Genomic DNA, 21,385 nt, shown 5'->3' on the forward strand with positions numbered 1-21,385 from the left:
TACGTCGCATGGCCGCCCTCAGTACACGATTGGTCTGGATGCTTTTTGCCGTTAGCCTTGGGGCGCTCGGGGTGCACGCCACCGTGGGTCTCAATACCGCGTGGGGCGATCTGCTTCGTATCGATGGGCTCACGCTCATCATGGCTACGGTGGTGACGTTCGTGAGTGGCATCGTGCACAGCTATGCGCGGCGCTACATGGACGGGAGCCTCCACCAATTGCGCTTCTACGGACGACTGCTGGCGCTGACGCTTGTGGTGCTGCTGCTCACCGCAGCGAACCACCTGGCGCTCTTCGCCGCCTGCTGGGCCCTCATGGGCTGGCTACTGGCCGATCTCATCGGACTCATTCGGGGGTGGCCGCAAGCTCAGGCTGCGGCGCGCCGAGCCCGGTGGTCGTTCCTTGGTGGAAGCGCCCTGCTGGCGGCGGCCCTGGGACTGATTGCCGGATACACCGAGACGGCCACCATCTCGGAGGCGCTTTTGCACACTGACATGCTTCCCACCAGCGTACTCGCAGGTGTATCCGTGCTGCTGGTGGGCGCTGCCATGATACAGTCGGCACTCATCCCGTTTCATGGATGGCTGCTCTCCTCCATGACCGCCCCGACCCCGGTATCCGCCTTTATGCACGCCGGGCTTGTGAACGCCGGGGGACTGCTTCTGGCGCGCTTTGCTCCCGTTGTGGCGGGGCTGCCTGTGGTAATGCTCGCCATTGTCGCGGTGGGCGCACTCAGCGCCCTGCTCGCCCAGGCCTGGATGCTCATTCAGGCTGATGTGAAGCGCCAGCTCGGCTGCTCGACCGTCGCGCAGATGGGATTCATGGTGTTGCAGTGCGGACTCGGCTTCTTTGCGGCAGCTATTGCCCACCTCATCTTGCACGGATTCTACAAGGCGTATCTCTTTCTGGCGTCGGGATCGGTCGTGACGGCGAAGCAGCCTCCGAAGACATCCTCGTCGGCGGCAGGAGGGGGTACGCTTGCGATCGCGCTCTTCACGGGGCTCGTCGGGGGCGGGCTCTTTGCGTGGCTTACGGGCAAATCCGTGGCCGTGCCCGATGGCGGGCTGCTGCTTACGCTCGTGGTGGTGCTGGCCGTGCTGCATGCGGGAACTACGGTGCTGCGCACAACCGCGCTGGGGCCGCTTGCCCGTGCCGTGGCGCTGCCGCTTGTGGTGTTGCCTGCGATTGCGCTGTACGCTGGCGTGTACAACGGGATTGCAGCGCTGACGGTGGACCTGCCCATGGCGGTGGTGCCTGCCGAGGCCTCCATTGTACATGGCATCGTAGGTATGCTGTTCGTGCTGGCATATGTAGCCACCGAGCGCGGATGGCACCGCGAGCGCCCGCGCCTCTACACGGCGCTGCTCAACATGTCGCAACCCGCATCTGCTACCCTCACCAATCGTCGCTCCGACTACCATGCCCACTGACCTGTCTGCCCTGCGCGCCCGTGTTGAGAACGCGGCCAATGTGCTGGGGCGCTGCTGGCCATTGCAGTCGTACATCGCGGCTAATCCGCTGGCCGGATTCGAAGATCGTCCGTTCAACGAAGCGGTGCGGCATGCCCGTGCGCTCTTCGACGGATGCGGGTACCCCCGTGCCAATCAGTTGCGTTATGCCTGGAATGCCGGTGCCATTGACCCAGACCACCTGCAGGAGCGCCTGCGCGCCCACGAGCAAACGGGCCCCCTCGAGACGCTGCTGGCCGAACTGGAGGGAGCCGAAATCCGCTCGGAAAGCCCTGCCCCCCGCGCCGATGACCCGCTGAATCGCATCATGGCGAAGTGGCTGGCGGTGTTCTTGGATCAGGGGCAGGCCGCCTGGTCTATGCCACATCGCGAGAAAGGCTTCTACGCCGCCTGGCGCGAGGTGGCGCCGTACGACACTCAGATTCCGAACCGCGCTTCCCTGCGCACCCTGCCAGAGCGTGCGGTAGATGCGCTGGCTGCGGGCCTGGACGGGCATCCGGAATCGCAGTGGGAGGCGATTTTGCAACATCATCTGACGGCGCTTCCGGGATGGGCGGCGTTCATCAAGTGGCGAGTACAGGCCCGGCATGATGCTTGGCAGGCCGCGCATCCGATTACGCTGATTGGCTACCTGGCCGCCCGCCTTCATACCGCCCGTGCCCTTGGCCTATCTGTTACCCCGAACAACGAGCGGTCCGCAGCGAACAGGCGTCCACCAAACGACGACGAATATGCGGAGCGGGCCGCGCCCTGGCTGGAGGCGTGGGAAGCCACCTATCGCGAGCAGCTGCTATCTGATCTTGAGATTGCTGCTTCCACCACAGCACAGGCTTCTGCATCCCCCCGCCCTAATGCACAGCTTGTGTTCTGCATTGACGTGCGCTCGGAGGTGATCCGCCGCCATCTTGAAGAGACCGGCCCGTACGAAACCTTTGGCTATGCCGGGTTCTTTGGGCTGCCAATGCAGTACGAAGCGCATGGCACCGACGCCCGCGTTGAGCTGTGTCCGCCGATTGTAGACCCGAAGCACCGCATCCGCGAAACCCCCACGGCAGATTCCGGCGATGCAGCCACGCACGACCGGTGGCAGGCGTGGGCGCAGGCGGGACGCTCGCTTGTGAAGTCGCTCAAGCAGAACATTGCGGCGGCGTTTGGTTTTGTAGAGGCGTCGGGCGGGCTCTTCGGGGCGGCGCTGGCGGCACGCACGCTTGTGCCCAATTGGCTGCGCACCGGACGCGAAGCGTGGACCGCGCGCATCCCCCAGCCCGATGATTTTTGCGACCTGACGCTCGACCGCACACCCGAGGCTGACACCCCCGATGGGCTGCCGGTAGGACTTGCCGTGCAGGAGAAGGCGGCCTACGCCGAGGCGGCCTTTCGGCTGATGGGCTGGGACCGGTTTGCTCCGGTCGTGGTTTTTACCGGGCATGGCAGTGAGACGGCGAACAATCCGTATCAGTCGAGCCTGGATTGCGGCGCGTGTGCGGGGCATCCGGGCGGACCGAATGCGCGGGTGCTGGCGGCCATTTGCAACGAGTCTGAGGTGCGCGCTGCTCTGCGCGAGCGCGGCATCGACATCCCGGACGACACGGTCTTCCTGGCCGCGCAGCACAACACCACCACCGACGCGGTACAATTCTTTGCCACGCCCGCCCTCACCGACACACAGGCGCAGATCGTAGCGCAGTTGGAGCGCGACCTGAACACGGCGCAAGACCACGCCACTGCCGAGCGTGCCCCCACGCTACGCGGTGCCGATCTGAAACGGAGCACTGCCGATACAGAGCGCCGCGCGGTCGACTGGGCCGAGGCGCGTCCGGAGTGGGGGCTTTCGGGCAATGCGGCGTTCATTATTGGGCGGCGTGCGCTTACATCGCAATGCAACCTTGAAGGTCGTGCCTTCTTGCATGCCTACGACTGGCAGGCGGATGCAAATGGTACCGCGCTCGCGCAAATTATGACCGGACCGCTTGTGGTGGGCGAGTGGATTAACACGCAGTACTACTTTTCGACGGTCGATAACGCCGTGTACGGCAGCGGCTCGAAGATTACGCAGAACGTGGTGGGTAACTTTGGCGTGTGGCAGGGCAACGGGGGCGACCTGATGACGGGGCTGCCGCTGCAATCGCTTCAGAGCGATGACACCACGCCGTACCACCATCCGCTACGGCTGATGGCGGTGGTGCAAGCACCGGTAGACCGCGTGAAGCGCATCCTGAATCGCAATGCTCAGCTGCGCATGCTCTTTGATCACGAATGGATGGCCCTCGCGGTGATGGATCCTGAGCAGAATAATGCAGTGTGCCGCTACCAGCCGGGTGGGACGTGGCAGGACGAATCCGAGCCCTCCGCATCCACAACCGAAGACGCAGCTTCAGTATCGGAGCCCGAGCGCGCTATGTCTGTATGAGTGCGCGCATCCCCCAGACAGCTCTTTACACAGATACAACGATATACAATGGATGCTACCAACAACGAACCCAACTGGCGCACGGAGCACTCGCTCCACCCGCTCAAGAAGATCGAGATCATCGTAAAAGGCAAGCGCGAGACGTTTGTGCAAGACCTGCTGGAAGAGTCGGGCGTGAGCGGCTACACCATTCACCGCAATGTTGCGGGCAAGGGCACAAGCGGCTTTCACGAGGGAAACCTGCTGTTCAATGATGAGGCGAGCCTTGTCATGTTCTTTGCGGTGAGCGATGAGAGCAAGATCCAGACGATTATCGACGGGCTCACGCCGCTCTTTGAGAAAAGCTCTGGCGTGATGTTCGTATCGGATACAGAAGTGGTGCGTCTCAAGAAGTTTGTGGGGAAGGCCTCGGAGCAGTAGCAGGACAGATGCGGAGGGCGTCTGCGCCCCGGCATACCAGTGCACGGCCCGTAAGGCGAACCAAATTGCCATAGCGGGGCGTAACAAGCACTTGTAATGTCAACCTCTACGGTTTGTCTCCCTGCTGCTATGCCTAACGAACTGCTCCAGCGTAACCGGGAATGGGCGGCTGAACACGAGCCCGGCTTCTTCGACGATCTCGCCCACGGCCAGTCGCCTCGCTTCTTGTGGATTAGCTGCTCCGACAGCCGCGTGCCCGCTAACGAGATTGTGGAGTGTCATCCGGGCGATCTGTTTGTGCATCGCAACATCGCCAATCGCATCGACCACGACGACCTGAACGGCCTCTCGGTGCTGCAATATGCGGTGGAGGTACTCCAGGTGCCGCACATCGTAGTGTGTGGGCACTACCAGTGCGGCGGTGTGAAAGCCGCAATGGAGCACACCGACCACGGCCTCATCGATAACTGGCTGCGCCCCATTAAGCGATGCTACCACGAGCATCACGACGAACTTGACGGCATCGCTGACGACCAGGCGCGGTGGGACCGCCTTTGCGAGCTCAACGTGATCGACCAGGTGGAAGGTATTGCCAGCACCACCGTAGTGCAGAAAGCCTGGCAGCGCGGACACGCCATAACCATTCACGGCTGGATCTATCAGCTTGCCAACGGCAAAATCCACAACCTGGGCGTTGAGGTCGACGGCCCTGACCAGGTACCGGCTATCTACCGGATCAATGAACCATTGTCGGTTTCGGGGGATGCATAGGTCGGGCCGTTTCCTCGCAGCTCAGCGGAGCCATGCGACGAGTGGGCTAAACAGACACATGCATCGTTGGTGTGTGGATGGACCGAAGGATGAACGGGTGAACGAAAAAACATCTGCTTCTGAGGCGAACGGCCCCCGTTCGCCCTGCCAGCCGCTCCGGAGACGTCTGTGCCGAGGGTGCTTCCAGTCTTCGGCTACCGGTATATTTCTTCCAGCACTTAGCGTTGAACCGCTACCAAAACATCTTCTTCCAGCGCGAAGAACGGGGCAGAGCCCCTAAACGACCACGTCAAGAGGCAGAGCCCCGCGACGTGGTGACGGGTGTGAGTTACAACCGCGTACGTCCTCCGGCTCGTCTACTCCTGACCCACGCCCGCTACGCGCCCGATGCGAACGCGCCGGGTGTCGTCAGAGACCGCGGTCCAGGCCAGCCACACGTGGTTGGTGGTGCGTGCCAGCACAGGAAACCCGCTCCCTCGTCCGGTAGTCACCGGCACAAGATTAGAAGCAGCGGATGCCTCTTCACCATGTGCCAGGCGCGCCATGATGTGGCCCGATGAAGCGCCTGCGTCGGCAGCTTCGACCCAGGTAAGCAGCGTCCGATCCGTGTCAACCGCCACAGCTCCGACGCGACCGGCGGGGTGGCCCTGATCGATCTGTGTGGCCGCGCCGAAATCGCCTGAATCGTTGCGGGCCGAGGCCCAGAAGACCTTGGGTGTACTCTCGCTGCCCGTGAACCAGACGGCATCGGTGGTGGTGCCGCGCCGGGCAACCGCTGGGCCTTCCACCGGACAGGCCGGCATCTGCCAGTCGTCTGCAGCCACCCGGCCCTCATTCTGATGTCCCGCTGGAGTAACACGCGCGGATGCAATGTCGCGGACCTCGGCCTGGGTACGGTCGCGGTACAAGATGCGGACGTCTGTGCCCTCGCGTACCGAGGCCGTCATGCAGCAGTCGCAGACCCGCGCATCCAACTCGATATCTTGACTCAGGCGCGTCTCGCCCGGTTTCAGGCGTGCCCAACGCAGACTCATTGCCCCCGAGTTGGTGTGCGAATCGTGGGTTGCTTCGTCGTTTGGGTTCGTCTCCTCAGAAACAGTACGGCGGCCGTCCAGCCACGCAACGCCCAGTGTGCTATCGTTGAGCACGACGGAGGAGAGAAAGCCGTGCTCGGCCGGTCGCTCCTCGCCGTGAAGCACAAACGGATCGCTCCACGTAGCCCCGCCGTCGTCCGACCATGCGGCGTGAATGCTGTAGTGATAGGCCACCGGGCCGCTGCGCACGAGCCAGTGTGCAAAAAGCCAGTCCCCCACCGGACGCACGCCCGGCGTATCGGCCCAGTTCGCAAACCAGTCGGTTCCTTCAGTCACCGTCTGTGGGGCCGTCCATTCACGTCCATCATGACGGACAAACTTCAGTGCGTGTCCCTCCTCGGTGTCCTCCAGATACGAAAGCAACAGGCGATCCTCCGCATCCACAGAAAGGCGGGGTGCAAAGGTGTTGTTTTCAAGAGCCACCGCGACCGATTCCAGCGAAAGAGACGTCGTATCTGGTGCGGTGCAGGCGCTAAACCCCGCCGCAAGTATGCAGAATACAATAGGAACTGCGAATAGGTATCGCATGAGGGGGCGTCCCGGCACGGGCTGTTGTGTCATGTGAGGCATACGGATGCTACAGCGTGCTTTCCAAGGAACGAAGGCGGCGAGACATTTGCCAGATCAGACTCTTCTCGCCTCGGCAGCTTGACTTCCTGCCCGCAAGAATCCTCGAATGTGTAAAAGGCCTGTCTTATATCGATTTATATTCGAACAACATGGGCTCTTGAAGTTGCAACCAGATCAAAGTTGATCCTCTTCGAGAGGATTCTAAACACCGGCTCGAAGCTGTCTTTGGGTCGCTCACATGCCCATGCATTTAGTCCCCTCTCTTCTGATGAAAGACTCTCCCACCGTACTCGTTATTGGCGGCGGTGCCACCGGCACGGGCATTGCACGCGACCTTGCACTTCGCGGCATTGACGTCATGCTTGCAGAGCGAAATGGACTCTCAAGCGGAGCATCCAGCCGCTCTCATGGACTCCTCCATAGCGGAGCCCGCTACGCCGAGGCCGACCAAATAGGCGCTGAAGAGTGTATTGAAGAAAACCAGGTACTCCGTGCAATTGCTGGAGAATGCATCCGCGATACAGGGGGGCTGTTTGTTCAACTTTCGGAGGACGATCCGGATTACTTCGAAAGCAAGCGGGCTGCGTGCGAGTCTATCGGTATTGAGACGCGGGTGCTCGACGGCAACGAAGCCCGGCGTGCCGTACCAGGACTCTCTCCACGCGTTGAGCGCGCCATGTGGGTGCCCGACGGAGTAATCTATCCTTCGCGTCTTGGTGCAGCTAACGCCGCCGATGCCGAGGCACATGGAGGCGCGGTCTACCCCCATGCGCCTCTTGAACGCCTCATGGTTGAAGACGGACGCGTCACCCAGGCTGTGTTGGGGGGCAGTGTGGGTAAAACAGTGGCGCCACAGTATGTCGTTAATGCGACAGGTGCCTGGGCCGGACAGGTGGCTGCGATGGCAGGTGTCAACGTTGAGATGGCTCCATCACGTGGCGTCATGATCTCTGTAAAGCATGATGCGCTTGGCCCTGCCCTCAACCGGTGCCGCGATCCCGATGATGGCGACATCATCGTTCCCCACGAACGTGAGGTGGTGCTCGGTACAACAAGCGTCTCCGTCTCCGACCCCGACACGTACGAGGAGGCCGACTGGGAAGTCGAGAAGTCCGTCCAGGAGTGTGCCAAGATGCTGCCCCCGGTTGCAGAAGCCGCTGTGGTCCGTACGTGGTGGGGCGTGCGTCCGCTGTATGCCCCCGATGAGCAAAAGAGCAACCGGCGCGGGATTTCCCGAGGATTCTTTGTGCTTGACCATGCCAGCGATGGTGTGGAAAACTTCCTCAGCATTGTTGGCGGCAAGCTGACCACCTACCGTCAGATGGCAGAAGCCGTTGCCGATCGTGTCTGCCAAAAGCTCGGAGTAGATGCGGAGTGCCAGACGGCTACGCAAGCCCTGCCGGGGGCCAACGACCCAGCGCACCTCGACGCGCTGGTAGCGCGCTACGATGCGCAAGGGCCCACCGATGCTGATGTCGTTGTGAATGGCTCTACCCTGCGGAGATGACTTGAATGCCACCGATGGCACAAATGCGAGATGCGGGGTCCGCGACGGACACGGCTGTGCAGATGTGTCACGAATCTACGTGCTGCGAGGGCGGTTCAGGAGAATAGACAGGTCATTTCTCGTTCTCTCAGACGGCTCCCACCCATGCGCCCCACCCACGTCCTCGAAACCAGTCTGTATGCCTCGGATCTGGAGGCTGCCCGCCACTTCTACAGCACGGTGCTGAACCTGCCCGTGGTGTTTGATGAGCCCGAGCGCCATCTCTCGTTCCGGTGTGGACGCGGCATTGTGCATGTGTTCATCGCCGAGGTGACGCGCGAAACCGAATCGCTGCCTGCCCACGGGACTGACGGACCCGGACACGTTGCGCTGGCAATTCCTTTTTGTCAGGTGGAGGCGTGGCGGGAGCGCTTTGCCGCACACGATATTCCCATCGAAGACACGGCTACCTGGCCGCATCACGAGCGCGCCGTTTCGCTGTATGTGCGCGATCCGGCAGGGAATAGCGTCGAACTGGCCACGTCCGAACTGTGGGGGCTGGACGCCGATGCCCGGGATGATGCCATGCTCCGCATCCGCCCGTATGTACCCGTCGATACCGAGGAGCAGCGCCCGATGGAGCAGCTCCAGAGCCGCACGCTGCGTCCCATTTGCAAGCTGCAGAATCCGCTCATCCTAACAACGGTGGCCCGCTACCTCCAGAAATACAATACGGGCTTTGCGAAAATGGACCCTGCCGACCAGGAGGCGAAGGTGCGGAATCTCCTAAAAGAAGACCGCCGCCTGAAGCGCTCGCTTGTGGGACTTGTGGCGGGGCACTTCACCGAAGACGAGTACGCGTTCTATCTCGACCATCAGCGCGAGGTGCGGCGTCGGCTTGTGGCGCTCTTTACCCAGCGCGTGCTCGACCAGATGGAAGCGGTGGTGGGGCAGGTTGTATAGCCCAAAGGCGGTTTCGGTGGGATATGAAAGGCCCTCATGTTTCAGTGGAAGATGGATGCACTCGATTTTCCAGAGGTGTTTCCGGCGGTGATCGGAATGCATGCCGCCCGTCGTCGAAGTGTATGCGGTGCCGGTTGATGTGTAGTGGGATGCCGCCTATCAAGACGTGAAGAGCGTCCAAAGTTCGCGTTCGACCCTTGCATGGGTTAGCCTCAATTCTCTATTTGTATCGTGTCTAAATAAGGATAGAGCGCTCTGCCCGAGTGCTCCTCTCTCGAATCCAACCGATATATGCCATGAAACGGACGATCTGTGCATCCCTCTTGCTTTTGATGATGCTGTGCATGCCTGCACAGGCTCAGGAAATGATCATCGGCGAAGAGGTCATCGAGCCCGGTATTCAGCTTGTGTTTGAGGGCGCGCCCAAAGACGACGTAACGCCGCACGACCAGAACCTGGCCGAAGATAAAACCGATGTGCATCTCGAAGTGCTCACGACCTGGGCGACCGACGAGAGCATGGACGTGCCCGAAGGCGTAACGCGGGGGGGATTCGTGGCCTATCTCCACTTCTTTGCCACGATTACCAACGAAGCCACGGGCGATACCGAAACCGTGTCGCTCATTCCGCACGTCACGCTCGGCGATGCCATGCACTACGCCCGCAACGTATCGCTGCCGGGCGAGCCGACCGACCCGTACACCGTGACGTTCGATGTGCGTCCGCCCGAGGAGACGGAACTCGCCTTCCACAAGAGCTGGCGCGATGCCCACGGCACGCCGCTGTTCGAAGCACAGTCGTTTACGTTCGAGGGGCTTGACTTTGAGGAGATCGCAGCGGCTACGCGACGGTAGCACCGCTGAACGTCACCCACCCACCCATGCAGCGTGTGTTGCCCAGCACATAGCTGCGTACAGATTGTTATCTGGATGAAGTTCAGATAACTATAACTTCTACACGACGCTTTTTAAATTACCCACCTTATCACGCATGACCCACGCGATACGCTACGCCAGCCTCGTATTTCTTGTGCTCGGATGGATGACCACAAGCGTCCTTGCGCAGTCCGGCGAAATTACGGGCACCGTCGTCGATGCAACGACCGAGGAGCCGCTCAGCGGGGTGAACATTGGCCTTGAAGGCACCGCTTTCGGCGCAGCCACCAACGCCGACGGGGCGTTCATGCTTTCGGATGTGCCTGCCGACACCTACACGCTGCGCGCCAGCTTTGTGGGATACGAAACGATACGCCAGGAGATAACGGTAAACGCAGGCGAGACCGCCAGCGTCGCCCTCCAGTTTACGCCCGCTGATATCGAACTACAGGGCGTTGAAGTGGTGGGCCGCCGAGCGCAAAGCTACGCAGGCGATTACAGCTTTGTCGCTACGAAATCAGCCACCCCGCTCATTGACGTGCCGCAGTCGGTCTCGGTCATCACCAAAGAGGTGCTCGACGACCAGCAGACGTACCGTCTGAACGAGGTGTTCAAGAACGTAGCGGGCGTCAACACCTTTTCCGGGTATAACGACTACACCGCACGTGGCTTCCGATCCGGGTCGAGCGATGCGCGGCTCTTGAACGGGCTCAAAGCGGGGTTCTCGTTCTGGACGAACCCGATTCTGCCCCACATCGAGCGCGTGGAGGTGCTCAAGGGCCCGGCCTCAGCGCTCTTTGCGAACACGAATCCCGGCGGCACCATCAACATGGTCACGAAAAAGCCGCTGGCCTCCGAGCGCCAGAGCATCAACTTTACGCTGGGTAGCTACGACACCTACCGCGCTACGGCTGACTTCACGGGTCCGCTGACCGATGACGGCAGTGTGCTGTACCGTCTCAACGTGGGATACGAAAACGCCGATACCTTCCGCACGCTTCAGTTCAACGAGTCCATTCTTATTGCGCCCTCGGTATCGTTTCTCCCAAGCGACCGTACCCGCGTAAATGTCGATTTCGTCTACGCCGATGTAAACACGCGCCTCGACCGCGGCCAGCCCATCTTCGACCAGACCGACGACCTCACCTCTACGCCCATCGACTTCTCACTGAGTCAGCCGGGCGACTTCATGAACAACACTAACTTTCACGTCACCACATCGCTCAGCCACGAATTTACCGACGCGCTCACGTTCAACAGTTCGTACATGCGCTTCCGCTATGATCATGACCTGGAGGAGCACCGCACGAGCAACGTCTTTTTGCCCAACGACCCCACCACGCTGCAACTCGCGTTCATCAAACGCAAACAGGAGCGGGTGGTGGATAACGTGACAAACTATTTCACCCTCGACACCGAAACCGGCGCTGTGGAGCATCAGGCGCTGGCCGGGTTCGACTTCTTGCAGCAAGACGACAACCGCACGCAGTGGGGCGCGCGCGGGGCCGACAACTTCATTCTGCCCGATGGCACCGAAACGCCCGGCGGCAACGTGGGCAACTTCAGCCTGACGGATCCGGTGCGCACCATCGAGGGGCGCAACCCGGCCACGTACGAAGCCAACTGGTTTTCGGAGCCGTGGCTGGAGGAGCCGGTGCGTGCCCGCACCTACGGCGCCTACGTGCAAGATCAGGTGTCGTGGAACCGCTGGCAGGCGCTCGTATCGCTGCGCCACGAGTGGTACCGCGACCTGCTGCCCGAAAGCAGCGGCGGTGAAACCGTGGAGCAGACCGCCTGGCTGCCCCGGGCCGGACTCGTCTTCAGCGCGACCGACAATGTGAACCTGTACGGATCATTCTCGAAAGGCTTTCAGCCACAGGCAGCCAGCTCGCTGGTGAATCCGCAGGCGGGCGGCCCCTTCGACCCCGAAACCAGCTTCCTCTACGAAGCCGGGGCCAAGGGCATGTTCTTCGACGGACGTCTCTCGGCCACTGCTGCCGCCTACCAGATCACGAAAGAAAACGTGCTCGTAAGCGCCAACGATTCGGGCAATCCCAATCTGCTTGAACAGCGCGGCGAAGAGCGCTCACGCGGCGTGGAGCTGGAGGTGGCCGGGGAGCCCGTCAGCGGGCTGCGCCTCACGGCGAATTACGCCTACAACCGTGCTGAAATCATTGAGGCCGCCGACCCGGCCAACGAAGGCCAGATCAAGGAGAATGCGCCCGAACATATGGGCGGTTTCTGGGGCACCTACACGATTTCCGACGGTCCGTTTGCCGGACTCGGATTTGGCGGCGGTGGCCACTTCGTCACCGAGCGCAATACCTTTGAATCCACCCTGCAACTGCCCGGCTACTTCGTGGCCGATGCCACGGCCTTCTACACGGTGAATAACTTCAAAATCACCGCCACGCTGAACAACGTGTTCGACGAAACCTACTGGACCGGCGGCTACAACTTCGGGCGCATTTACCCCGGCGAGCCGCGCTCGGCGCTCCTGAAAGTAGGCTACACGTTTTAAGCATTCGTTTGGGGGATACAGAGCGTAGCGAGCAATCAGGACAGTACTATTGCAGTGTCAACGTTCCTCCCAACCTGTTGTCATGTTGAGCAAGCGGAGCCCCGACGTCTTTCGGGGTGAAGCGCGTCGAAACATCTCCTCGGCGTTCAGCAGATACGGCTAAACAGGAGGACTTGCCTAACTTCGGCGGAATCGTTTGCATCCCCGGTGGTGTCCGTTTATCTCAGCACGAATTGACATTACATTCTGTTTTTAAATCGTTTATGAGCGGGCTCGGCAACTGGCGCAAAACACTGTTTCGGCTGCATGGCTGGATGGGTCTCAACCTGGGCCTGCTCCTCTTCGTGATCTGCCTCTCGGGCACGGTAGCTACGCTGTCGTACGAGATCGACGGCTGGATCAACCCCGACCAGCAGGTCGAACCCCGAGATGCGCCCATCGACTGGACGGCCATGCACGACACGGTGGCCGAGGCCTTTCCCGATGGGCAGAACCTTGGCGTGTACGCCCCCGGCTCGGCCTACCTGTCGTTCCAGCATGCCGCCGCTGTTTCGTATGTGTCGCTGCCCACTGGCGAAACGCGCAAGGTCTACCTCGATCCGTACACCGGCGCGCTGCAAGGCAGCACCAGCTTCTTCAACACGCAGCGCTTCTTCCGGACCTTCCACCGGCGCCTGTTTGATGGCAACCGGGGCATCTTCCTCGTCACGCTCATGAGCCTGCCCATGCTCCTGTCCGCGCTCACCGGATGGCTCTTCTACAAGGGCTGGCTGAAGCAGATGGTCACGCTGCGCTGGAATCGCGGCCCGCGCCTCCGATGGTCCGATCTGCACAAAGGTGCGGGTATCTGGGGACTGCTCTTTGCCCTGATCATTGCGCTCACGGGCATCTTCTACTTTGCCGAACTCATGGTACTGGCCAACGAGCGCTACGACATCCTGCAGCCCGAGCCGCTGCCACAGGTCGACAAGGCCACGCTGCCTGACTTTGGCCCACACCCCGAACTGTTACCAGCAGGCGAATACGTAGCCGCCGCCCAAGCCGCCTTTCCCGATCTTACCGTGCACACGGTGCGCATGCCCCACACGCCGAGCGATGCGGTGTACATCGACGGACAGGCAGGCAACCCCCTCACGCGCGACCGCGCCAGCAAAGTGCACGTGCATCCCTTCACCGGCGAGGTGCTGGGCGTCCAACGCAGCGGCGATCTGGGTCCCGCCGCCTTCATCACCGACATGGCTGATCCACTCCACTTTGGCTACTTTGCGGGCTTTGGGGGCAAGGTGGCGTGGACGGTCTTCGGGCTGGTATTGTCCTTCTCGATTCTCTCGGGCACCTACCTCTGGATGGTGCGCTCGCGACCCCGATCGCACATCAAAAAAGAAGCACAGAACGCTGATCCATCCGGGTGGGGGCCCATGCCCATGCTGCGCGGCGCCATCGGGGCGGCGGCGCTCACGCTGGCGTACTTCGTGATCGTAAGCATCGGCACCGTCACCGGCATCCAAGATCGCGCGCCGGAACGCGGTCCAGAGATCGAAGCAGGCACCCTGCAAGCTGGACCGTTTCGGGTGGATATGCGGTGTCAGGCGCCCTGCCGTGGGGATGAGGCAACCGTTACAGCACGCTTTCGCAGTGCGGGGATGCCCAACGTGCGCGACATTTCGGTGGTGGATACGGAGAGCACCGCGATCCCCATGAGCGGAGCCGCCCGAGCGCCGCAAGCCGAGATCAGCGCTGCCCCTGGCGACTCGCTTCGCCTCCGCCTAACGACCCACGACGACAACGTATACACCGCAGGATTTGCGATGCCTGCTGCCCAGGAATCCGCGCGCTCCGCATCCCCCTGGCCCGATACCCCGAGCGGCGTGTGGTGGGTCATTGGCGCATTCGTTGTCGTTACCGCGGGCAGCATCCTCGTGTGGCTGTGGATGGTGATGCGCGCTTTTCAGTTCGAGCGGCAGAGACAGATCGCCAAAGCCCAGCGTGCCGCCCAGCCGAGTCCGCCCCCCGGCGCCACGCTCCCACCGGGCGCGTCATAGCCGCAGATCGCCCTGACAACAACCTTTTCTGCGTCCAACGGTCCCCCGTTGGACAGCACCGAAAACGCTTCTGATTTAGGTAGGAGTTACGCACTTGACCCGAGGGGCGTCATTTCCTGCCTGTGGACGGGGCGGAGCCCCTAAACGACGGCGTCACGAGGCAGAGCCTCGCGACGAGATGACATTCGTGAGTTGCAACTGCGTAAGTCCTGTTAGGAAAGCATATCCACGCGCTGCGCGGCTCTACCCCGTGACGCGCGCTCTGGAGGCGCTGCAGAATGGTGAGATAATGCAGGGTACATGCCAAGTGGTGGGCCACCCTTTGGGCGTGCACTTGACCCCCTTTCTGCAATGTCATTCCGAGCGAAGTCGAGGAATCTCCTGCTCCCCCGAGACGCTCTCACGGTCTGGAACGCGCGCCATCTACTTGTCGCATAGCTCTACTGCCTTCCCAAGCTCGCTCGCATACCGTCTGGGCGCACCGCCCACAAACAGCATCATTCACGCAATCTTGTAAGATGAGCTACGCCCGGGGGCTTGCATCAGAGAGGCGCATTCGCTACCATAGCTATTGTTATTTAGAATCAATCTAAATAAGGATAGCGAAATGCGAAACGTCTGCTGGATGCTGGTGATGTCGGGATGGGCGATAGCTGCGCTGTGTGCAAGCAGCGCGTATGCGCAGTCGGTCTCCAACGCACCGCCCGATACGTCGCGTGCTGACACCACGGCCTGGGGCACGCCGGTCGAACTGGAGCGCGTGGTGGTGACGGCGACGCGCAGTCAGAAGCGGCTGGGGCAGGTGCCTGTGCCGACGAGTGTGATCGATGCGGGAGAGATTGAAGCCCGCGGGGTGCGCCGCCTGTCCGATCTTCTGGCCGAGCAGCCCGGTATCCAGCTGAATTACGACCATGGCGCGGGCGTGCAGGTGCAGGGCTTTGATGCCGACTACACGCTCATCCTGATTGACGGCGAGCCGGTGATTGGGCGGACGGCGGGCACGCTGAACCTGGATCGCATTACCGTGGCCGATGTGGAGCAGGTCGAGGTGGTGCGCGGGCCGTCGTCGTCGCTCTACGGGAGCGAGGCGCTGGCGGGCGTGGTGAACGTCATTACGAAGGAGCCGAGTGCGCCGCTGGAGGGCACGGTGCAGGCGCAGTACGGCACGCACAACACGTCCGACGCCTCGATTCGCGTGGCGGGCACACGCGGCGACTGGCGCGGCAAGGCGTTCATGAGCCGCTATGCCTCGGACGGCTACAACCTGACATCCAGTGCCACGCCCACAACGCCGTCGTTTACGAACTATGTGGCGCGCAGCACGCTCGGATACGCACTCAGCACCAACACCGATCTGGAGGTGCGCGGTCGCTTGGCCCGCGAAGATCAGTCGCGCATCACGCAGGTGCAGGGCAACGACACGCAGCGCTTTGATAGCATTGGAGAGCAGACCGACTGGAGCCTTGCGCCGAACCTCACCCACACGCTGCGTCCGGGCACCACGCTGGAGCTTAGCGCGGTGGCCTCGGGCTATCGCACCGAAACGCGTCTTGTGGGGCAGAGCGACGGCACGCGCCGCAGCGGATCGCGCTTCAACCAGCAATACCGCAAGGGCGAGGCGCAGCTTCAGACTGCACTGGGGGATGCGCATCTGGCCACCGTAGGCGCAGGGTACATCCGCGAATCGGTGGATGCCGACCGCGTGACGGGCCGCCGCACCGGCGGGTTTGTCTTCGTGCAAGACGAATGGACGCCCACCGATTGGCTTGATCTGGTACCGAGTGCGCGCCTGGATGCCCACAGCGACTACGCCACGCGCATCAGTCCGAAGCTGGCGGCGCTGGTGCGCCCTATGGATGGGCTGCACGTGCGGGCGTCGGTGGGGAGCGGATACAAAGCGCCTGCCTTTCGGCAGCTCTACCTCAACTTCACCAATGCAGAGGTCGGGTACAGCGTGTTCGGCGCGGAGGAGGTGCGCGCCGGGATCGACAGTCTGGAGGCGAACAACGAGATCGCGGCTTTCCTGCAGGATCCATCTACGCTGGGTGGCGCGATGGATGCGGAGCGCTCGGTCGCCTACAACGTCGGGGTGCGAGTGGATCTCCCTGCCGCGCTTACACTCGATGCCAATCTCTACCACAACGAAGTGCGCGACCTCATCGACACGCAGCCGGTGGCGCGCAAGACCAACGGGCAGCAGATCTTTACCTACTTCAACCGCGGACGCGTCTTTACGCAGGGGCTTGAAGCCGAACTGACGTGGCAGCCCCGCCCGGCGCTCGACGCGGCCATCAGCTACACCTATCTCAACGCCAAAGACCGCGACGTGCTCGACCAACTGGAGGACGGGCGCATCTTTCGGCGGACGGACGCAGGCCGCGATGTGGCGGTGCCGGTCAGCGACTATGCCGGATTGCGAGGCCGCTCGCCGCATCGGGTCACCGTTCGTTTTACGGCGCGGGCTGAATCCGCAGGCTTCACGGCCTCGGTACGCGGACGCTACCGCAGCCGCTACGGCTTCTCGGATGTGAACGGCAACGGTATCGTCGATACCGATGCCGAATACGCTCCCGGCCACGCCATGCTCGACCTGACCCTCACCCAAACGCTTGTTGACGACGTGGCGCTGCAAGTCGGCGCCAACAACCTGACCGACTACACCAATGCCCAGTACACGCCCGAGTTTTCGGGCCGCACCTGGTTTGTGGGGATGCGTGCTACGCTGTAGCCATTAGCCTGCGCATCCTGCTATCTATCTGTTCTCCTTGAACTAACCGTAGTATCCACCATGCTTAATCGAATTGCCTCTTTTGCACTTGCAACTTTGCTGCTGATTACGCTCAGCGCGTGCGACGACAGCAATCCGGCGGCTCCCGAGGAGCCTGTGGAGCTGGACACGCAAACCGTTGAAGACCTGCCTGCCGATCCGACGGTAACCGTTGGCGAAAATGGGCGTCCGCAAGGGCTGAACCAGTACACGTTCTTCAGTCTGCGCGATAATGAGATCGTGCTCGAATCGGGCACCGAAGCACGCGCCGACTCCAACTCGACCGCGTGGGACATTGCGCTGCAAGGTACGACCATTCGCATTAACGGCGGCACGAGCGGGCCGGGCAACGGCGCGGCGTACGTAGCCGAAGCGGCCTTCGAAAACGTTGTTGAAGTGGACACCGAGCGCCTGCAGCCCGACACCGAAGAGGCGCTGGCCATTCCCACTGGCTCGGGCAACGGATGGTACAACTACAACGCCAACGGGCAGAACTACGTCCGTCCCATTCCGGGCCGTACCCTCGTTGTCCGCACCGCCGATGGCGACGGCTACGCGAAGATCCGCATCCAGAGCTACTACGAAGGCGCCCCGGAGCTGCCCGCCGACCGCCAAGCGCATCCGTCGCGCTACTACACTTTCGACTACGTGGTGCGCACCGATGGCACACCGTCGTTTGAATGACGCGCCACAGGTCACACAGTTGAGCAGTCCGGCGTTGGGTGTTCGCATAGGCCCGGTGTGTGAGGACGGCGTTGAGATCCTTCCGCCGGAGGCGTCAGGATGACTTGTGGATGAGCAACTTGCTTGTGTTGAAGACCATGAATGCGCCTTGGATGCCGTCAGCGGCTACGAACAAGTGAACCATCCCCAAAAGTGTCATGGTGAGCGAATATCGACGGAAGTCGGTAAGAGTCGAACCATCTCCTACTCGGCGGGCGGCAAGTTCGAAAAAAGCCGTTTTTCACCGTGCAATAAGCAGAATGTGGTTTCGTGATATCAGTCAGCATAGCCAACCCAATTATGCAACGCATCCCGCTATTTCTACTGAGCACTGCGCTCCTGCTCCTTGGCAGTGCGTCTACCGCTGCCGCTCAAGACACCGAAGCGGAGCGTATCCTGCCGCTGGGCGGCTCCGTTACCGAAATTGTGTATGCACTGGGCGAAGGCGAGCGCGTGGTGGGGGTCGATGCCTCCAGCGTCTATCCAGAGGCCGCCACCGAAAAGCCCGATGTGGGCTACTACCGACAGCTCTCCGCAGAGGGCGTGCTCTCGCTCAACCCCGCGCTCATTCTGGCGCTCGAAGGCACGGGTCCGCCCGCCGTGCTCGACCAACTGCGCAGCGCCGACGTGCGTGTCGAGACGATCGCCGACGAGCCCACCGTCGAGGGCGCGAAGCAGAAAATCCGCCGCGTGGCTGAACTCCTTGGTCGGGCGGATGCGGGAGACGAGCTCATCGCAGAAATGGAGCGCCAGCTTTCAGAAGCTCGCACGCTTCGTGAGGAGGCCGACGCTACGCCGCACGTGCTGTTCATTTACGCACGGGGTAGCGGCACGATGAACGTAGCCGGATCAGGCACCTCGGCAGAGGCGATGATCGAACTGGCGGGGGCGGAAAACGCTCTCACAGGTATCGACGGCTTTAAGCCGCTCACCGCCGAAGCCGTGGTCGAGGCAGAGCCCGACGTGATTCTCATGCTCACGCGTGGCCTCGACAGCGTAGGCGGCGTGGAGGGTGTGCTGGAACAGCCCGGCATCGAACTCACCCCCGCAGGCGAAAACTGTCGCATTGTGGCGATGGACGATCTGCTTCTGCTCGGCTTTGGTCCGCGTTTGGGCACCGCCGTGCGCGCGCTCACCGAGAAGCTGCATCCCCAACTGGAGGCGGCCTCCGCATCGGCTGAATAGAGAAATAACGCCTTTGACTTCCATGCCTGCCAAAGCTCCCGTCGAACTGGAGGGCGTTCCCGAGACGCTCCTGCTGACGCTTTACAATCGCGCTATCGAATCGCAGCGGCCCGACCCGATCCTGCGCGACGATCTGGCCGTTCGGATGGTCGAGCAGATTGACTACGACTTTTCGCAGTTCGGCGACGGACGCATCACACATCCCATTCGGGCGAAAGTGTTCGACGACTGGGCGCGAGATATCCTGGCGCGCCATCCTGACGCCACGATCGTGAATCTTGGCGCGGGCCTCAGCACGATGCATGCGCGCATCGACAACGGTACAGCGCGGTTTGTCGACCTCGATCTGCCGGAAGCAATTGCCGTGCGCCGCCGATTTGTGGAAGAGACAGACCGCCATCGGATGATTGCTGCCTCGGCGCTGGATCCGGCGTGGATGGATAGAATCGATTCTGATCATCCGGTTCTGTTCGTTGCCGGGGGGCTGCTCATGTACTTCGAACCCGATGACGTGCGCAGGCTGCTTTGCACGCTGGCCGACCGGTTCCCGAGAGGCGCAATGGCCTTTGATGTGATTCCAACCTGGTTCTCGCAACGCTCACAGAAGGGCGCAGTCGGAGCAGGCGACTATGCGTTCCCGCCGATGCCATGGGCGCTCGACTATCCCCGCGTTCCAGAGCTGGAGACGTGGCATCCCCGCATCGAAGTAGTCGAGCGGCGCGATTACACCCAGGGCTTTCGGGGACGCTGGGGACTCATCGGCTGGCTCGCACTCATGCCGCCGCTGCGCAACCGCTTCATGAGCACCCTCGTCCGTATACAATTTCAAGCCAATCAACAACAGGCTGCTTCATAAGCAGGACAGGATCAACGTTCGTCATCGCACGCTGTTGATGTGATTCAGTTACAGATAAATCGCGCACGCACTCATGGATCGTTCCGCTCAGGCACCGGAAGCACCGACGGCTGAACGTCACGATGCGGCCCCTGCTGCATCCAATGGGCAGGCAGCAACCCCGATGCGCCAGCAACACCAGCAAAAGGGGCGTCGGGTGCTGGGCGGACTCGTGCTGCTCTTGCTGGGAGCCACCGGCGCGAGCCTGGCCATCGGCGCGGTGGACATGACGCTGGGGCAGGTGCTTGCGATTCTTGCGGATCGCGTCGGCGTGTCGCTTCCGTGGGCGTTCGAGCGGCAGCAGGCGTTGGTGCTCACGGCGATTCGGCTGCCCCGCGTGCTCCTGGCCATTGGCGTAGGCGGTGGACTCGCCGTCAGCGGTGCGGTGATGCAGGGGCTGTTTCGGAATCCGCTGGCCGACCCGAGCCTGATTGGGGTATCGAGTGGAGCCGCGCTGGCAGCCGTCGTTACCATTGTGCTGGGCACGACCGTGCTGGGCGCATGGACGGCGTGGCTGGGTGCGTTTCTGCTTCCTATCGCGGCTTTTGCAGGCGGAGTAGCAGCAACGGTGGTGGTATACCAGCTGGCCACGAGCAGCGGACGCACCTCGGTGGCTACGATGCTGCTGGCGGGCATTGCCATCAACGCGCTGGCGGGCGCGGGCACCGGACTCATGATCTTCATCGCCGATGACGACCAACTGCGCGACCTCACGTTCTGGACGCTCGGCAGTCTGGGCGGCGCCACGTGGAGTCAGCTGGCGGTGGTGGGGCCGTGCCTGCTGGGCGGGATGCTCGCCGCTCCATTTATGGCGCGTCCGCTGAATGCGATGCTGTTGGGCGAGGGCGAGGCGCTGCACCTGGGCATCGACACCGAGCGTGTCAAGAAGCTGGTGATTGCGCTGGCGGCGTTTGTCGTGGGCGCAGCGGTGGCGGTGAGCGGCGTCATCGGGTTCGTGGGACTGGTGGTGCCGCACCTGCTGCGTCTGGCCGTGGGGCCGGACCACCGCGTGCTCATCCCGGGCTCGGCGCTGCTGGGGGGCGCGCTGCTGCTGGGGGCCGACCTGCTATCGCGCACCATCGTCGCGCCCGCCGAGCTTCCGCTGGGCATCGTAACCGCGCTCTTGGGTGCGCCGTTTTTCCTGTGGCTCCTGCTGCGCGACCGCAAGCGCGGCGTGGGCTACACGCTGTGACA

General features: G+C 62.1%; 15 protein-coding genes. 14 read left to right on the forward strand and 1 reads right to left on the reverse strand.

From position 1 onward, the window contains the following. Window positions 1-8 precede the first annotated feature (8 nt). From CRI93_RS07005 to CRI93_RS07020, 4 genes are all read left to right on the forward strand, one after another. Window positions 9-1,430: a proton-conducting transporter transmembrane domain-containing protein gene (locus CRI93_RS07005; protein ID WP_098061912.1), complete on the forward strand. Its 1,422-nt coding sequence runs from the start codon at window positions 9-11 to the stop codon at window positions 1,428-1,430. Continuing rightward, the gene (locus CRI93_RS07010) at window positions 1,420-3,879 is read left to right on the forward strand and encodes a DUF2309 domain-containing protein (protein ID WP_098061913.1); all 2,460 of its coding nucleotides are present in this window, start codon (window positions 1,420-1,422) and stop codon (window positions 3,877-3,879) included. Before CRI93_RS07005 ends, CRI93_RS07010 begins: the two co-directional genes overlap by 11 nt. A gap of 48 nt (window positions 3,880-3,927) precedes the next feature. Then, complete coding sequence (locus CRI93_RS07015; protein WP_098061914.1) at window positions 3,928-4,299, forward strand: P-II family nitrogen regulator; 372 nt, start codon at window positions 3,928-3,930, stop codon at window positions 4,297-4,299. Between the two features lie 129 nt (window positions 4,300-4,428). Continuing rightward, window positions 4,429-5,070 carry a carbonic anhydrase gene (locus CRI93_RS07020; protein WP_098061915.1) on the forward strand — a complete coding sequence of 214 codons (642 nt, stop codon included), beginning with the start codon at window positions 4,429-4,431 and terminating at the stop codon, window positions 5,068-5,070. Window positions 5,071-5,426: 356 nt separating this feature from the next. Here CRI93_RS07020 and CRI93_RS07025 read toward each other — a convergent pair whose 3' ends face one another. Next, window positions 5,427-6,587, reverse strand: a complete 1,161-nt coding sequence (locus CRI93_RS07025) for a hypothetical protein (RefSeq protein WP_098061916.1) — start codon at window positions 6,585-6,587, stop codon at window positions 5,427-5,429. 415 nt (window positions 6,588-7,002) lie between these two features. On the opposite strand from CRI93_RS07025, the gene CRI93_RS07030 reads away from it, so the two are divergent. The 10 genes from CRI93_RS07030 (at window position 7,003) to CRI93_RS07075 (ending at window position 21,383) form a co-directional block, all read left to right on the forward strand. Then, window positions 7,003-8,241: an FAD-dependent oxidoreductase gene (locus CRI93_RS07030; protein WP_098061917.1), complete on the forward strand. Its 1,239-nt coding sequence runs from the start codon at window positions 7,003-7,005 to the stop codon at window positions 8,239-8,241. A gap of 144 nt (window positions 8,242-8,385) precedes the next feature. Beyond that, window positions 8,386-9,183, forward strand: coding sequence for a VOC family protein (locus CRI93_RS07035; protein WP_098061918.1), 798 nt, complete (start codon window positions 8,386-8,388; stop codon window positions 9,181-9,183). A 344-nt stretch (window positions 9,184-9,527) separates the two neighbouring features. Continuing rightward, complete coding sequence (locus tag CRI93_RS07040; RefSeq protein ID WP_176521751.1) at window positions 9,528-10,037, forward strand: iron transporter; 510 nt, start codon at window positions 9,528-9,530, stop codon at window positions 10,035-10,037. Window positions 10,038-10,173: 136 nt separating this feature from the next. Beyond that, window positions 10,174-12,579 (forward strand): TonB-dependent receptor, encoded by a 2,406-nt coding sequence (locus CRI93_RS07045; protein WP_098061920.1) that lies wholly within the window; start codon window positions 10,174-10,176, stop codon window positions 12,577-12,579. Window positions 12,580-12,842: 263 nt separating this feature from the next. After that, on the forward strand, window positions 12,843-14,621 hold the full coding sequence (locus tag CRI93_RS07050; protein WP_098061921.1) for a PepSY-associated TM helix domain-containing protein: 1,779 nt from the start codon (window positions 12,843-12,845) through the stop codon (window positions 14,619-14,621). 607 nt (window positions 14,622-15,228) lie between these two features. Continuing rightward, window positions 15,229-17,349, forward strand: a complete 2,121-nt coding sequence (locus CRI93_RS07055) for a TonB-dependent receptor plug domain-containing protein (protein ID WP_098061922.1) — start codon at window positions 15,229-15,231, stop codon at window positions 17,347-17,349. A 60-nt stretch (window positions 17,350-17,409) separates the two neighbouring features. Beyond that, window positions 17,410-18,072, forward strand: coding sequence for an HmuY family protein (locus tag CRI93_RS07060; RefSeq protein ID WP_098061923.1), 663 nt, complete (start codon window positions 17,410-17,412; stop codon window positions 18,070-18,072). Between the two features lie 339 nt (window positions 18,073-18,411). Next, complete coding sequence (locus tag CRI93_RS07065; protein WP_098061924.1) at window positions 18,412-19,296, forward strand: heme/hemin ABC transporter substrate-binding protein; 885 nt, start codon at window positions 18,412-18,414, stop codon at window positions 19,294-19,296. A gap of 22 nt (window positions 19,297-19,318) precedes the next feature. Continuing rightward, complete coding sequence (locus CRI93_RS07070) at window positions 19,319-20,152, forward strand: class I SAM-dependent methyltransferase (protein WP_098061925.1); 834 nt, start codon at window positions 19,319-19,321, stop codon at window positions 20,150-20,152. A 163-nt stretch (window positions 20,153-20,315) separates the two neighbouring features. Then, entirely contained in the window at window positions 20,316-21,383 is a 1,068-nt protein-coding gene (locus CRI93_RS07075) for a FecCD family ABC transporter permease (RefSeq protein ID WP_342752080.1), read from the forward strand. The last annotated feature ends 2 nt before the right edge of the window (window positions 21,384-21,385 follow it).

The organism is Longimonas halophila (assembly GCF_002554705.1).
Taxonomy (GTDB): Bacteria; Bacteroidota; Rhodothermia; order Rhodothermales; family Salinibacteraceae; genus Longimonas; species Longimonas halophila.

What these genes read in the sequence shown, in the direction of transcription:
- CRI93_RS07015 (WP_098061914.1), top strand. Translation starts at nt 3,928, where the DNA reads ATGGATGCTACCAACAACGAACCCAACTGGCGCACGGAGCACTCGCTC.
- CRI93_RS07045 (WP_098061920.1), top strand. Translation starts at nt 10,174, where the DNA reads ATGACCCACGCGATACGCTACGCCAGCCTCGTATTTCTTGTGCTCGGA.
- CRI93_RS07005 (WP_098061912.1), top strand. Translation starts at nt 9, where the DNA reads ATGGCCGCCCTCAGTACACGATTGGTCTGGATGCTTTTTGCCGTTAGC.
- CRI93_RS07040 (WP_176521751.1), top strand. Translation starts at nt 9,528, where the DNA reads ATGCCTGCACAGGCTCAGGAAATGATCATCGGCGAAGAGGTCATCGAG.
- CRI93_RS07065 (WP_098061924.1), top strand. Translation starts at nt 18,412, where the DNA reads ATGCAACGCATCCCGCTATTTCTACTGAGCACTGCGCTCCTGCTCCTT.
- CRI93_RS07070 (WP_098061925.1), top strand. Translation starts at nt 19,319, where the DNA reads ATGCCTGCCAAAGCTCCCGTCGAACTGGAGGGCGTTCCCGAGACGCTC.
- CRI93_RS07010 (WP_098061913.1), top strand. Translation starts at nt 1,420, where the DNA reads ATGCCCACTGACCTGTCTGCCCTGCGCGCCCGTGTTGAGAACGCGGCC.
- CRI93_RS07035 (WP_098061918.1), top strand. Translation starts at nt 8,386, where the DNA reads ATGCGCCCCACCCACGTCCTCGAAACCAGTCTGTATGCCTCGGATCTG.
- CRI93_RS07055 (WP_098061922.1), top strand. Translation starts at nt 15,229, where the DNA reads ATGCGAAACGTCTGCTGGATGCTGGTGATGTCGGGATGGGCGATAGCT.
- CRI93_RS07050 (WP_098061921.1), top strand. Translation starts at nt 12,843, where the DNA reads ATGAGCGGGCTCGGCAACTGGCGCAAAACACTGTTTCGGCTGCATGGC.
- CRI93_RS07060 (WP_098061923.1), top strand. Translation starts at nt 17,410, where the DNA reads ATGCTTAATCGAATTGCCTCTTTTGCACTTGCAACTTTGCTGCTGATT.
- CRI93_RS07075 (WP_342752080.1), top strand. Translation starts at nt 20,316, where the DNA reads ATGCGCCAGCAACACCAGCAAAAGGGGCGTCGGGTGCTGGGCGGACTC.
- CRI93_RS07020 (WP_098061915.1), top strand. Translation starts at nt 4,429, where the DNA reads ATGCCTAACGAACTGCTCCAGCGTAACCGGGAATGGGCGGCTGAACAC.
- CRI93_RS07030 (WP_098061917.1), top strand. Translation starts at nt 7,003, where the DNA reads ATGAAAGACTCTCCCACCGTACTCGTTATTGGCGGCGGTGCCACCGGC.